The following is a 12,968-nucleotide window of genomic DNA, read 5'->3' as shown; positions in this document are numbered from 1 at the left end:
CTCCATGAACGCACCGTTGACAGACACCGCCGCACTGATCGCACACCGCAAGCGCACGCAGCCTGATGCCCTGTTCCTGCACCAGACCGCGCGGGAAGAGCTTCAGGATCGGCTGGAACTGGTTAAAAGGTCATTTACGCAGGCCGCCGTGGTGACTGGGTTCCCGCAGATCTGGGGCAATCTTGTCGAAAACTGCAGAATTATCCCCGATCAGGAAACACTGGCGCTGGAACCTGCCTCTTGCGATCTGGTGGTGCATGCCATGGGACTGCACTGGGCCAACGACCCCGTGGGCCAGCTGATCCAATGCCACCGTGCCCTGAAACCCGACGGGCTGTTTCTGGGCGTGTGCTTTGGCGGCCAGACCCTGAACGAGCTGCGCGCCTGCCTCGCCGAGGCCGAAGTTGCACAGACCGGCGGCCTGAGCCCCCGCGTGGCACCGATGGGCGAGGTGCGCGATCTGGGTGCGCTGCTGCAACGTGCGGGCTTTGCCCTGCCGGTGGCGGATGTGCTGACCCAGACGGTCGAATACAAATCGCCCCTGCATTTGATGCACGAGTTGCGCGCGATGGGCGAAACCAACGCGCTGACCGGGCGGTTGCGCAAGCCGACGCGCAGATCGGTAATGATGGACGCGGTCGCGCGCTATCAATCTGCATTCTGTACAGATACGGGCCGAATACGTACAACATTCGATCTGGTGTTCCTGGCCGGCTGGGCTCCGGACCCCAGCCAACCCAAGGCATTGCGCCCCGGATCGGCACAACAGCGGCTTGCAGATGCGCTCAATGTCGCAGAACGGCCCTTGCCAGATTGAACCTGCGGCAAATTCCTCTATGTCTCGATCGACCCGAACAGCGGAAAAGCTCATGCCAGATACACAGACCAACGCCCAGCGCCCTGCCCATGCAAAGCCAGACCACCCGGCAATCCCGGGCGAGCGCGTCGGGATTCTGCTGGCCAACCTCGGCACGCCGGACGGTTACGACTATTGGTCGATGCGCCGTTATCTCAGCGAATTCCTGTCGGACCGCCGCGTCATCGACTATTCGCCGTGGCTGTGGCAGCCGCTGTTGCAGACCGTCATTCTGACGAAACGCCCCTTCAGTTCGGGTGCTGCGTACAAGTCCATCTGGAACGAGGCCGAGAACGAAAGCCCCCTGCTGACCATCACCAAGGCGCAGACGGCCAAGATTGCCGAAGCGATGCAAAGCCGGTTCGGCGATACGGTCATGGTGGATTTCTGCATGCGCTACGGCAATCCGTCGACCGCATCCAAGGTCCGCGCGATGACCGAGGCGGGCTGCCGCAAGATCCTGTTTTTCCCGCTTTATCCGCATTATGCCGGGGCCACGTCAGCCACTGCCAACGATGCGTTTTTTGATGCCCTGCAAAAGGAAACCTGGCAGCCGGTGGCGCGCACCGTCGCCCCCTATTTCGACCGGGCCGATTATATCGACGCGCTGGCCCAGTCCATTGAGGCCGGATATGCCAAGGCCGAAAAGCGGCCCGATATCTTGCTGTGTTCCTATCACGGGGTGCCGCAGCGCTATCTGATGCAAGGCGATCCCTATCACTGCCAATGCCAGAAAACCACGCGCCTGCTGAAAGAGCGGCTGGGCTGGGACGACACCGAGATCATGACGACCTTCCAGTCAAAATTCGGCCCCGAAGAATGGCTGCAGCCCTACACGGTCGAAGAGGTTGCGCGACAGGCAAAGGCCGGCAAGAAAAGCATCGCGGTCTGCGCGCCTGCATTTTCCGCCGATTGCATCGAAACGCTGGAAGAGATCAACGAAGAGATCCGCGAAAGCTTTGAGCACGCGGGCGGCGAGACCTTTACCTATATCCCCTGCCTCAACGACGACCCTGCGCACATTCAGGCGTTGTCGAACGTGATCGAGGAGAATCTGCGCGGCTGGCTGGTCTAGCCGCGCCCGGAAGGGGCGACGCGTTTCGCCAGAACCCCAGAGTGCAGACATAAAAAAAGGCGGTACCGAAGTACCGCCTTTCTTATTGGTGCGAAGCGTCGCTTAGTCAGCAACAGCTGCAGCCACCAGTGCCAGAAGCAGCAGGGGCAGCAGGATGCCGGACGAAGAAGAAGTTGTTTCTTCGACGACGACGGGTGCTTCGATGATCGGATCGGCAGGAGCGCCGGCGAATGCGGTAGATGCAGCAGCTGTCAGAGCGGCGGCGAGAACGAGTTTTTTCATGTTAACCTCCAGAAAAAGCGCGCCAGCAATTGTGCGGACGCGCACCCAAGACTTACCTCGTATCCCGTTGTAAACAGCAAATAAGGGGAATTGCAAACCCGCATTGCCGTACAAAGGCCGCCATTGAATCCGATGTCGTCAAATAAGCAACACTTGTGTGCCCACTTCCGCCATGCCGAACAGTTCCTGAATATGTTCGTTGTAAAGACCGATGCATCCGTTGGACGATTTGCGGCCAATTTTGCGCGTGTCGTGGGTTCCGTGGATGCGGTAATAGGTCCAGCTCAGGTACAAAGCGTGCGTGCCCAAGGGGTTATCGGGGCCGGGGCCGATAAAGTCGGGCCACTCCGGGTTGCGTTCCAGCATGGAGGGTGTCGGGCGCCAGCTGGGGCCTGTCACCTTCTGTACTACACTGGTGCGACCACGGCGCGTCAGGTCATCGGTAAGCGGTACGCTGGAAGGGTACAATTTGTAGATCGACTGATCCTCGGACCAGTAGTGCACGGCCCGGCTGTCGATATCGACCAGGATGGCCCCGTTGTTCAGACTGTCGAAATAGGGCTGCCAGTCCAGCGTGCGAAAGCTGGAAATGTTGCGGCGCACCGATTGAGTCGGGTCACGCTCGGCCTGGCCTGCGGGAACCTGTGCAAGGGCGGGCGTCGCAAGCATCGCGGCAGAGCCTGCGAGAAATGCACGACGGTTCTGGAAATCAAAGCGCTTGTTGGACATCTCATGTCCTCCTGTTCAGCGGATAAGTCATTTACCCTTGTATATATGGCGCTAAAGTCGCAGTCGCAATTCAAAGAACTGTCATCCGGCAAGCTCACGCCTATGTGCGTTTGAATTGCCACGCGTGGCGCTGTATCTCACTTTGAAACCAAACGACTGGAGCCTGTCATGATCCGTATCTTCTCCCTGCTGCTGGCAGGCCTGCTGGTGCTCAGCGCCTGTGCGGTGCCGCCTTCCCAGCCAACGCTGACCTCAGACGGGAGCGCTGCGCCGAAACTGTATCGCATCCGCGCGGGCGACACGTCGAAACTGCAATACCGCATGCTTGATTCGGTCAACGCCCTGCGTCAGGCACAAGGGGTGGCGCCGGTGGCGCTTGACCCGCAGCTGAACGCCGCTGCCGCGACCCACTCGCGCGATATGGCCGTGCAGAACCGTCCCTGGCACTTTGGCTCGGACGGCTCTTCGCCCATCGACCGGCTGCAGCGCGTCGGCTATCCGGGGCGGCTTGTCGGTGAAAACATCTCTGAAACCTACGAATCAGAGCTGGAAACGCTGGCCGCATGGATGGAACAGCCCGATACGCGCCGCACGATCCTGTCGCGTGATGCCAGCCAGATGGGGTTTGCATGGCACCAGGAAAACAACGGCAAGATCTGGTGGACGATGGTAATGGCCAACCCCAGCAGCGCAGCCCTTGTACCGCTGGCCAACCCGACGGCGTCACGCCGGGTGCCTGCGCGTGTCGATGATCAGACTGCGTCGATGGAAGACGCGGCCACAATCGTGGACACCACCGAGTAAGCGTTTGAACCTGCGTCGGGCCAGCGGCCCGGCGCGCGCCTGCCCTTATGCGTTGATCTGGATCGGTGTGCCGTCGCCCACCATCGCATAGACATCTTCCATTTCCTTGTCGGTCACCGCGATGCAGCCCCAGGTCCAGTCGTTCTGGCCCTTTTTGCGCTTTTCCGACTTGCCATGAATAAAGATATCGCCACCCGGCGACTTGCCCAGCGCCTCGGCTGCTGCGCGGTCGTTCTGGTTGGGATAGGATATGCCGATAGACAGGTGAAACTTGCTGTTCGGGTTGCGCCGGTCGATCAGGTACAGCCCCTCGGGCGTGCGCCCGTCCCCTTCAAAGAACTTGTGACCGATGGGCGCAAAGCCCAGGTCGATGGCATAGGCCTTCAGCACGCGATCCTTGTGGAGCAGGAACATCTGGCGGTCGGATTTGTTTACGACCAGGAATGTAACGGCAGGGCCGTTGTAGCGTTTGAATTTACTTGGGCTACAAGCGGGCACAATCGCCGCCGCAACGCCGCCAAGGATCAATGCCCTGCGTTTCATCGTAACTGTCCTGCCTTTGTGTGCCTGTTGTCAGGCTACCATTTACTGCGCAGCACACGTACACCGAATTGGCGATTTCACCAAGCTTTTATCGCCTGACCAGCAATCACGCGCGCGTCAACTTGCCGACCAGTTCCACATGCGAAGACCAGCGAAACTGGTCCACGGGCTGCACCCATTCCAGAACATATCCCGCCTCGACCAGTTGCGCCGTGTCCCGCGCGAAGGTCACCGGATTGCACGAGACATAGGCGACGGTTTTCACCGTGCTTTCAATGATCTGCGCCACCTGTGCGGCAGCCCCCGCACGCGGCGGGTCGATCACCACGACGTCAAAACACTTCAGCTCGTCGGGCAGCAAGGGACGGCGGAAAAGATCGCGCGCCTCGGATGTCAGGGGGCGCAATCCGCCCGCGGCACGCCAGCCTGCGGCCAGCGCTGCGGTCATTTCGGCGTCACCCTCGACCGCGTGCACCTCGGCGTGGGCCAGCAGCGGAAAGCTGAATGTGCCGCAGCCTGCGAACAGGTCCGCGACCACCTTTGCCCCCGTGCAAATTTCCATCACGAGGGATTGCAAGGTCTGCTCGCCATGCACAGTCGCCTGCAGGAACGTCCCCGGCGGCGGCACGACCCGCGCGGCACCGAACGCCTGCCAGGCTTGGCCCCGCGCCGCGATCACCTCGTCGTCCCAAGCCAGTCGGCACAGCCCGTGCGTTTCGGTCGCCTGGGCCAGTTGCACCCGCAGCGGGCCGTCCAGCGGCTTACCGCCCTTAACCGAGATATCCATCCCCTCGCCCGACAGGGTCGCGGTTACCGACATCTCTGCCTTGCGGCTGGAGCCCACCAGCGCCAGCGCCTTGGCCACGTCAAGCGCAGGCAAAAGCGCGGGATCGACCAGCAGGCAACCCGGCACTTCGACGATCACGTCCGATGCGCGCCCATGAAATCCGGCGGTCGCGCCCTTCTTGGTCCGCTTGACCGAAAACGTCGCCCGTCGGCGTGATTGCGCAGGCGAGGTCAGCGTTGGGCGCACCGTGGTTTGCAACCCGTGGGCGGACAGCGCCGCCTTGACCACGGTTGCCTTGAAATCGGCGACCAGCGTGTCGCTGGCGTGCTGCAACTGGCAACCGCCGCACGCCTTGTAATGTCGGCAGGGCGCGGCCACGCGGTCGTCCGATGGCATGTCGATGCGCACGTCGCTCAGTTGCGTGTCGTTCAGCGTGCCGCTGACCACTTCGCCAGGCAACGTGCGGGGGGCGAAAACCGGACCTTCGGCAATGCCGTCGCCCTGATGTCCAAGGCGGATGATTGTGTGTTGTGTCATGCCCGCGTCCTTAGCGCGAAGCGGCGTCGCACCCAAGCCCCATCAAGCAGTTGCACCCCGCGCGATTTTGGCAGACGAATGTGCCGAACACCCCAAAGGAAAACCCCATGTCGTCACCGCTTGCCCCCCTTCTGTCTGAAATCCGCGACCGTTTTGCCCACGTCGATGAATGCCCCTTTTCCGGGCCACGCGTCTTTTTCGAGAACGCAGGCGGCGCGCTGACATTGAAATCGGCGGTGGAGACTTCCGCCAAGTTCGCGGCGATCCCTGACAATCAGGGGCGCGACAACCCGGCGGCGAAGGCTTTGGTCGAGATCATCAAGACGGCGAAATCCGACATGGCGACGTTCTTCAACGCGCCGTCGGGCCAGTTTTTCGTCGGCGAAAGCGGGACCGAACTGCTGTTCCGGTTGATCCGCACGGCGGTGATGGGGGCAAAGGGCACGGTCATCGGCTCGACCATTGAACACCCCGCCTCGCGCAGTGCAGCACAGATCTGGGCCAAAAACGCCGGTGTAGAGTACATAAGCGTGGCACATGACGCCGCGCGCGGGCTGGTCACGGCCGAGGATTACGCGAAAGCCATGACACCGGATGTGCGGGTGGCCACGATGCTGCACACCTCGCCGGTGACCGGCATGGGCATGGATATCGCGGCCATCTCGCAAGCGATCCGCGCCGTTTCCCCCGATTGTCTGATCATCGTGGACGGCATCCAGCACGCCAGCCACGGTGGCATCGACATCGAAGCGGCAGGCATCGACGGATATGTCGTTAGTCCCTACAAGGTGTTTTCGCGCCATGGTTACGGGGTTGCCTGGGCGTCGGAGCGGCTGAGCCAGCTGCCGCTAGAAGCCTTGATCAACGGCCCATCGGAGAACTGGGAAATGGGCACGCGCGATACCGGGGCCTATGCCACGTTTTCCGATGTGGTGGCCTATTTCGACTGGCTGGGCGGGCAGGTGTCTGACGCACCCGACCGCCGCGCGCGCATCGAGGCGGCGGGCCATGCGATCCACGCCCATGAAAAGCATCTGACCGACACCATGCTGAACGGCACCGGCAACCTGCCCGGCCTGACCGAACTGCACGGTGTCCAGATCATCGGCGGCGCAGACAATCCGGCGCGCGAGGGACTGGTTTGCTTTGCGATGGAGAATGTGCCCGCCATCGACATCGTCGCCCGCCTGAACGATCAGGGCATCCGCACCCACGTGCGCAAGGCCGACCATTATTCGGGCAACGTGCTTGATCCGCTGGGCCTGCCTGCTGCCGTGCGCGTGTCGATGTGCCACTACAACTCCGAGGCCGAAGTCACCGCGTTTCTGGCCGCCATGAAGAAAATCGCCGACGAGGGCTGAATGCTGCGTCCCTTGCCATTTCCGCGCCGAACTTCGAAGGTATCGCCATGACACTTTCCGACCGCATCACCGACAAACGCGATGACCTCATCCAGCTGACGCAGGACCTGATCCGCATTCCGACACTGAACCCTCCGGGCGAGAACTATCGCGAAATCTGCGATTTTCTCGACAAACGCCTGACGAAACACGGGTTTCAGACGCAAATGATCCGCGCCACCGGTACACCGGGGGACAGCGAGAAATACCCCCGCTGGAACATCGTCGCACGGCGTGACGGGGCGCAGACGGGGGAGTGTGTGCACTTCAACAGCCATACGGATGTGGTCGAAGTGGGCCATGGCTGGACATTCGACCCCTTCGGCGGCGACATTTCCGACGGCAAGATCTACGGACGCGGCGCCTGCGACATGAAGGGCGGGCTGGCGGCATCCATCATCGCCGCCGAGGCGTTCATCGAAGAGCACCCGAATTTTCAGGGCGCGATCGAGATTTCAGGCACTGCCGACGAAGAATCCGGCGGCTATGGCGGCGTTGCCTATCTGGCCGAAAAGGGGTTTTTCGACCCTGACAAGGTGCAACACGTCATCATTCCCGAGCCGCTGCAAAAAGACCGGATCTGCCTGGGTCACCGCGGCGGCTGGTGGGCCGAGATCGAAACCAAGGGCGAGATCGCACACGGCTCGATGCCCTTCCTTGGCGATTGTGCCGTCCGCCACATGGGCGCCGTGCTGTCCGAGTTCGAGGCCAAGCTGTACCCCGCGATGGCCGCGCGGTTCACCGAAATGCCCGTTGTGCCCGAAGGCGCGCGGCAATCGACGATGAACATCAACTCGATCCATGGCGGGCAGAAGGAGCAGACCGACGATTTCACGGGCCTGCCCGCGCATTGCGTGCCCGACAGTTGCCGGATCGTGATCGACCGGCGCTATCTGGTCGAGGAAACGCTGGATCAGGTCCGCGATGAGGTCAAGGCGCTGCTGGAAGGTCTGCGCGAGACGCGCCCCGATTTCGACTATGAGCTGACCGAGTTGAACAGCGTGATCCCATCGATGACGGACAAGACCGCACCGGTGGTAGAGACTGTTGCGAAGGCGATTGAGGAGGTCATGGGCAAGCCGCCGACCTATGTTGCGTCGCCGGGGTCTTATGATCAAAAGCACATCGACCGCATCGGCAAGCTGAAGAACTGCATCGCCTATGGTCCCGGTCTGCTAGAACTGGCGCACAAGCCGGATGAATACATCGGCATCGACGACATGATCGACAGCGCCAGGGTCATGGGCGCCGCGTTAGAGACCCTTTTGCTGCCGAAGGGCTAGAATGCGGTCTCCGACGCCAGCGCCAGACCTTCGACGATGCCGGTGAGGGCGGCACCCCGGTGCACGTCAGCCGTAGGAAAGCGATGCGTCAACGCGCCCTGGATCACCACCATCAGGCTGGAGCCGCCGACGAAGATCAGCCTGTCGATTTCTTCGGGCCCAATTTGCGCCTGCTCCACGGCCTGCAACGCGGCATCGCCCACCTGATCGGCCATTTCACCCAGCCCCGACCACATCAGCGCGGCGGGCAGCGGAACGGTCAGACCCTTCTCTAACAAGGTCAGTTTGATCTCTGGCAGGGCCGTGCCGCCGGGGTCATTTGCGGCAATCTTGCCCGCCTCGACCGCGAAGGCCAGATCGTGGCCCAACTCTTCATCCAGCACGCGCACCAGACGGTTCAACAGCTCAGGCTGCACCGCGTGTTTCGCCAAATCCTGGGCCGCGCGGCGGCTGTCGGGGGCGTAAAGAAACGGAATTTTCTGCCAAGTGGCCAGATCCGCAAACAGCGCACGAGGGGCCGCATGGACCTGATCGCCGAACGCATGGCGGATGTCGCTGCCCAGACCCAAAAGCGGCATGACATGGTCCAACGACAGCCGCCGGTCGAAATCGGTGCCGCCCAGCCGCACACCGTGGCTGGCCAGAATGTCGATGCCCGCATCTGCGCCGTGCCGGAACACGGTAAAGTCGGACGTGCCGCCGCCGATATCCACCACCAGCCCCAGATCGCCCGGCTGCAAGGCGGCGCGGCTGGCAAGCGCCGCCGCTTCGGGTTCGGGCATGAACTTGACCGCGTCGAAACCTGCCACGCGGTAGCATTCGGTCAGATCGGTCAGCGCCTGCGCGTTGCGCGTTGCATTGGCGCTGTGAAACAGCACTGGACGCCCCGAGAGCGCCGTGTCGAAGGTCAGACCGCTCTCTGCTTCGGCGCGGGCCTTCATCGTGGCCAGGAACCGCGCGACGATGGTGATGAAATCCTGCCGCTCGTTCAGCAGCATCCGCGATTCCCGCATCAGCGAGGTGCCAAGCAGGCTCTTGAGGGCGCGCATATAGCGTCCCTCCTCGCCCGCGATCAGCGCCGCGTTGGCGGGACGCCCATAGAGCGTATTGCGCGATTCGAAATCGAAGAAGACGGCGGTGGGCAACGTCTGCTCGTCTCGCTCAAGCGCGACCAGCCGGGGCTGGCCGTTCACCGCATAACCTGCGGCAGAGTTCGATGTTCCGAAATCTATCCCGAGGGTCGCCATGTCGTCACTGCCTGAAACTGTTGGAAAGTCGCCGCCTTACCGTCTTGGTCCCGCCGGTGCAACACGGGCGCTGGCCAAAGCGCATGGAACTGGCTAGCATTTTGAAAAACCAACACGGGAGTCTTGAAATGTTTCACATCCGCTCGCTCATGCTGGGGGTTGCGTCTGCTGCGCTGATCGCCGGATCTGCCTTGGCCAAGGACGACATCACCGTCGCCTTACAGCTGGAACCACCGCACCTCGATCCCACCAGCGCTGCTGCCGGGGCCATCGATTCGGTACTCTATTCCAACGTGTTCGAGGGGCTCACGCGGTTCATGGGCGACGGGTCGATCGTGCCCGGCCTGGCCGAAAGCTGGGAGATTTCGGACGACGGCCTGACATACACGTTCAACCTGCATGACGACGTGACATTCCACGACGGCACCACGATGGACGCCGAAGATGTGAAATTCAGCCTGGACCGTGCCCGCGCCGAAGACAGCGTGAACGCGCAAAAGGCGCTGTTCGCAGGTATCACCGATGTCGAAGTCGTCGATCCTACGACCGTCAAGGTCACGCTGGCCGAGCCGAACGGCAGCTTCCTGTTCAACATGGCATGGGGCGACGCGGTGATCGTGGCCCCCGAAAGCATCGAGAACATCAAGCAGACACCCGTGGGCACCGGCGCGTTCAAGTTCGTGAACTGGGTGCAGGGCGACAGGATAGATCTGGAGCGCAACGAGGACTATTGGGGTGAAGCGCCATCGCTCGCCAAGGCCACGTTCAAGTTCATCTCGGACCCGACAGCCGCATTTGCCGCCGTGATGGCCGAGGATGTGGACGCATTTGCGGGGTTCCCCGCGCCCGAGAACCTGCCGCAATTCGAGGCTGATCCTCGCTTTCAGGTTCTGGTCGGCAGCACCGAGGGCGAGACGATCCTGTCCACCAACAATGCGCAGCCGCCCTTCAACAACGTGAAGGTGCGCCAGGCGCTGGCCCATGCCATCGACCGTCAGGCAATCATCGACGGCGCGATGTTCGGCTATGGCACGCCTATCGGCACGCATTTTGCGCCGCACAACCCGGCCTATGTGGATCTGACCGGGATGAGCGAATATGACCCTGAAAAGTCCAAGGCGCTGCTGGCCGAAGCAGGCTTTCCCGACGGGTTCGAAACAACATTGCACCTGCCGCCTCCGTCTTATGCGCGTCGTGGCGGAGAGATCGTCGCGGCCCAGTTGGCCGAGGTCGGCATCGAGGCCGAGATCATCAACGTCGAATGGGCGCAGTGGCTGGAATCGGTATTCAACGGCAAGAACTTTGGGCTGACCATCATCTCGCACACCGAGCCGATGGATATCGGGATCTATGCGAACCCCGATTATTATTTCCAGTACGACAACACCGATCTGCAGGCGCTGATGACGACGCTGAACAGCACCACAGACCCCGATACACGCGGCGAACTTCTGGGGGATGCGCAGCGCATGATCGCCGAAGAATATGTGAACGGCTATCTGTTCCAGCTTGCCATGCTGTCAGTCGCCAAGGCCGAACTGCAAGGATTGTGGACCAACGCGCCCACGCAGGCGACCGATCTGACCGGCGTCAGCTGGTCGGAATAAACGTCATTTCATCACAAGCGGGGGCGGCGGCGACGTCGCCCCTTTGCGTTTGAACAAGGACCAAGGGCAATGGACATCTACAAATCGGGCACGCGCCCGCGCACAAAGGCCCCAGCCGACTATTTCACCGGTGACGTCTGGCAAGATCCGGTCGTGACGGCCCCGGACCCCGCCCGGCTGCGCGCATTGGTGGTGACGTTTTCCGCCGGTGCGCGCACGGCTTGGCACACGCATCCGCTGGGACAGACCCTGCATGTTTTGTCGGGTGAAGGGCGGATTGCTCTGCGCGGTCAACCGCCACGGGTGATACGCGCGGGCGACACGGTATGGATACCGCCGCACGAAGAACACTGGCACGGGGCAGCGCCCGACACCGAAATGGTGCACATGGCGATGCAGGAGGCGCTGGATGGCAACGCCGCCGACTGGCTTGAGCATGTCAGCGACGCCGACTATGCGATTGCGCCGCAAGACTGATCAGAAGCGTTCCGCCAGTTTCAGGACAGCGGCGCGGATGGCCTCGCGAATGGGGCCCCCACGCGGCACGTCGCGCAGCGTGGTGAACCAGGCTGGGTCCGGATTGCGCCCGCGCTTGTTGCCCTGAAACGTCAGCCCGCGCAGCACTTGCTCGGCGGTATCGGGCAGCACCTGCGGCACCGGATGGCCGTTCAGCGTGGCCCAGACCCCGGTCCAGAGCCGCCCCGCCGACCACGGATTATAGCCGCCACCACCCAGAACCAGCAGGCGCGGAGCCATGCCCATCACCCCCTGCACGATCTGCCAATGGGCGTTGTTGGACAGCGACAGATGCGATTGCGGGTCGTCGGCCACCGCATCCGCCCCGCATTGCAGCACGATTGCATCGGGCCGGAACGCGGCAATTGCGGGCAGGATCAAGTCGTCACGGATCAGCCCCATCTCGTCATCGTTCAGGTGTCTTGGCACCGGCAGGTTGAACACATTTCCCGCGCCGATCTCATCCAGCGCGCCGGTGCGCGGCCACAACCCCGCCTCGTGCACCGACAGCACCAGCGTGTCGGGATCATCCTCGAACCCGCGCTGAACACCGTCGCCGTGATGCGCGTCGATGTCGATATAGGCGATGCGCGCGGCCCCGTTGGCCCGCAGCGACCGGATCGCCAGAACCGGATCGTTGAGGTAGCAAAAGCCGCTGGCGCGGTCGGGCATGCCGTGATGGGTGCCGCCCGCGGGGTGAAACACGATACCGCCGCGCGCCAGAAGCTCGCCCGCCAGAAGCGACCCACCCGCAGCCGTGGCCGGACGGCGAAACATCTCGGCAAAGACCGGATTGGACGGTGTGCCGAGATGGTGGCGGGCGCGCACATCTTCGGAAACGGCCTGTTCAGCTTCGGCGCGCAGCAGGGCCGCGACATATTCGGGCGTGTGCCAACCGGTCAGCGCGGCGGGCTTGGCGCGCGGACTGGTCACATAGACCTCGCGTGGCAACCAGCTCAACGCGCGCGACAGGTCAATCACCGTCGACACGCGCGGCACCCGCAACGGATGCCACCGCCCATAGGTCGAGGCGCGGTAGATCTCGTGCCCGATGAACAGCGGACGCGGCAAGGGACCAGAGGCATTCATGGCGCGCAGTAGATCACGATTTCAGGCATGGGGAACAGCACCTGCGACGCGTTTTCGCAGCGTTCCCGCATTTGCCCTAATCTCTGCGCTAGTGTTCCCCACCTGACATAGGATTCCCAATGATGTCCGGCTGTGGCATGATCAGCGGATGCGACGTTCCGACATCTGCCTTTACCTTGGCCCCGCCGACCGTGCTGATCTTGAAGCGCTGAT

At 62.3% G+C, this 12,968-nt stretch carries 12 protein-coding genes and 1 pseudogene; 7 read left to right on the top strand and 6 right to left on the bottom strand.

Annotated features, from left to right (window positions below; genetic code table 11):
* Positions 1-4 precede the first annotated feature (4 nt).
* Together NTA49_RS16635 and hemH are read left to right on the top strand one after the other, a co-directional pair.
* Positions 5-817, top strand: coding sequence for a methyltransferase domain-containing protein (locus tag NTA49_RS16635; RefSeq protein WP_258295935.1), 813 nt, complete (start codon positions 5-7; stop codon positions 815-817).
* Between the two features lie 52 nt (positions 818-869).
* Complete coding sequence (hemH, locus tag NTA49_RS16630; RefSeq protein ID WP_258295934.1) at positions 870-1,931, top strand: ferrochelatase; 1,062 nt, start codon at positions 870-872, stop codon at positions 1,929-1,931.
* A 102-nt stretch (positions 1,932-2,033) separates the two neighbouring features.
* Here hemH and NTA49_RS16625 read toward each other — a convergent pair whose 3' ends face one another.
* Both NTA49_RS16625 and NTA49_RS16620 read right to left on the bottom strand, forming a co-directional pair.
* Entirely contained in the window at positions 2,034-2,213 is a 180-nt protein-coding gene (locus NTA49_RS16625; RefSeq protein ID WP_258295933.1) for a hypothetical protein, read from the bottom strand.
* Positions 2,214-2,351: 138 nt separating this feature from the next.
* The gene (locus tag NTA49_RS16620) at positions 2,352-2,942 is read right to left on the bottom strand and encodes a L,D-transpeptidase (protein WP_258295932.1); all 591 of its coding nucleotides are present in this window, start codon (positions 2,940-2,942) and stop codon (positions 2,352-2,354) included.
* Positions 2,943-3,110: 168 nt separating this feature from the next.
* On the opposite strand from NTA49_RS16620, the pseudogene dalA reads away from it, so the two are divergent.
* Positions 3,111-3,623, top strand: a pseudogene (dalA, locus tag NTA49_RS16615) (divisome-associated lipoprotein DalA); the annotation flags it as partial.
* A 168-nt stretch (positions 3,624-3,791) separates the two neighbouring features.
* Here the strand turns inward: dalA and NTA49_RS16610 are convergent.
* Positions 3,792-4,289 (bottom strand): L,D-transpeptidase family protein, encoded by a 498-nt coding sequence (locus NTA49_RS16610; RefSeq protein ID WP_258295930.1) that lies wholly within the window; start codon positions 4,287-4,289, stop codon positions 3,792-3,794.
* A 106-nt stretch (positions 4,290-4,395) separates the two neighbouring features.
* Complete coding sequence (locus tag NTA49_RS16605; protein ID WP_258295929.1) at positions 4,396-5,613, bottom strand: class I SAM-dependent RNA methyltransferase; 1,218 nt, start codon at positions 5,611-5,613, stop codon at positions 4,396-4,398.
* 107 nt (positions 5,614-5,720) lie between these two features.
* Here NTA49_RS16605 and NTA49_RS16600 point away from each other — a divergent pair, with 107 nt between their 5' ends.
* On the top strand, positions 5,721-6,974 hold the full coding sequence (locus NTA49_RS16600) for an aminotransferase class V-fold PLP-dependent enzyme (protein WP_258295928.1): 1,254 nt from the start codon (positions 5,721-5,723) through the stop codon (positions 6,972-6,974).
* A gap of 47 nt (positions 6,975-7,021) precedes the next feature.
* Complete coding sequence (locus NTA49_RS16595) at positions 7,022-8,296, top strand: acetylornithine deacetylase/succinyl-diaminopimelate desuccinylase family protein (protein WP_258295927.1); 1,275 nt, start codon at positions 7,022-7,024, stop codon at positions 8,294-8,296.
* Here the strand turns inward: NTA49_RS16595 and NTA49_RS16590 are convergent.
* Positions 8,293-9,543, bottom strand: coding sequence for an Hsp70 family protein (locus NTA49_RS16590; protein ID WP_258295926.1), 1,251 nt, complete (start codon positions 9,541-9,543; stop codon positions 8,293-8,295). The two genes, NTA49_RS16595 and NTA49_RS16590, sit on opposite strands and share 4 nt — an antisense overlap.
* A 128-nt stretch (positions 9,544-9,671) precedes the next feature.
* Between NTA49_RS16590 and NTA49_RS16585 the strand changes: the two genes are divergently transcribed.
* Positions 9,672-11,150 (top strand): ABC transporter substrate-binding protein, encoded by a 1,479-nt coding sequence (locus tag NTA49_RS16585; protein WP_258295925.1) that lies wholly within the window; start codon positions 9,672-9,674, stop codon positions 11,148-11,150.
* Between the two features lie 69 nt (positions 11,151-11,219).
* Positions 11,220-11,627: a (R)-mandelonitrile lyase gene (locus tag NTA49_RS16580; protein ID WP_258295924.1), complete on the top strand. Its 408-nt coding sequence runs from the start codon at positions 11,220-11,222 to the stop codon at positions 11,625-11,627.
* Here the strand turns inward: NTA49_RS16580 and NTA49_RS16575 are convergent, their stop codons facing one another.
* Positions 11,628-12,755, bottom strand: coding sequence for an acetoin utilization protein AcuC (locus tag NTA49_RS16575; protein ID WP_258295923.1), 1,128 nt, complete (start codon positions 12,753-12,755; stop codon positions 11,628-11,630).
* Positions 12,756-12,968 lie beyond the last annotated feature (213 nt).

This window comes from Pseudosulfitobacter koreensis (assembly GCF_024733015.1).
Classification (GTDB): Bacteria; Pseudomonadota; Alphaproteobacteria; order Rhodobacterales; family Rhodobacteraceae; genus Pseudosulfitobacter; species Pseudosulfitobacter koreensis.
This window is presented reverse-complemented; position numbering and strand designations above follow the sequence as displayed.

What these genes read in the sequence shown, in the direction of transcription:
- NTA49_RS16575 (WP_258295923.1), bottom strand. Translation starts at nt 12,755, where the DNA reads ATGAATGCCTCTGGTCCCTTGCCGCGTCCGCTGTTCATCGGGCACGAG.
- NTA49_RS16580 (WP_258295924.1), top strand. Translation starts at nt 11,220, where the DNA reads ATGGACATCTACAAATCGGGCACGCGCCCGCGCACAAAGGCCCCAGCC.
- NTA49_RS16605 (WP_258295929.1), bottom strand. Translation starts at nt 5,613, where the DNA reads ATGACACAACACACAATCATCCGCCTTGGACATCAGGGCGACGGCATT.
- hemH (WP_258295934.1), top strand. Translation starts at nt 870, where the DNA reads ATGCCAGATACACAGACCAACGCCCAGCGCCCTGCCCATGCAAAGCCA.
- NTA49_RS16625 (WP_258295933.1), bottom strand. Translation starts at nt 2,213, where the DNA reads ATGAAAAAACTCGTTCTCGCCGCCGCTCTGACAGCTGCTGCATCTACC.
- NTA49_RS16620 (WP_258295932.1), bottom strand. Translation starts at nt 2,942, where the DNA reads ATGTCCAACAAGCGCTTTGATTTCCAGAACCGTCGTGCATTTCTCGCA.
- NTA49_RS16590 (WP_258295926.1), bottom strand. Translation starts at nt 9,543, where the DNA reads ATGGCGACCCTCGGGATAGATTTCGGAACATCGAACTCTGCCGCAGGT.
- NTA49_RS16610 (WP_258295930.1), bottom strand. Translation starts at nt 4,289, where the DNA reads ATGAAACGCAGGGCATTGATCCTTGGCGGCGTTGCGGCGGCGATTGTG.
- NTA49_RS16600 (WP_258295928.1), top strand. Translation starts at nt 5,721, where the DNA reads ATGTCGTCACCGCTTGCCCCCCTTCTGTCTGAAATCCGCGACCGTTTT.
- NTA49_RS16595 (WP_258295927.1), top strand. Translation starts at nt 7,022, where the DNA reads ATGACACTTTCCGACCGCATCACCGACAAACGCGATGACCTCATCCAG.
- NTA49_RS16635 (WP_258295935.1), top strand. Translation starts at nt 5, where the DNA reads ATGAACGCACCGTTGACAGACACCGCCGCACTGATCGCACACCGCAAG.
- NTA49_RS16585 (WP_258295925.1), top strand. Translation starts at nt 9,672, where the DNA reads ATGTTTCACATCCGCTCGCTCATGCTGGGGGTTGCGTCTGCTGCGCTG.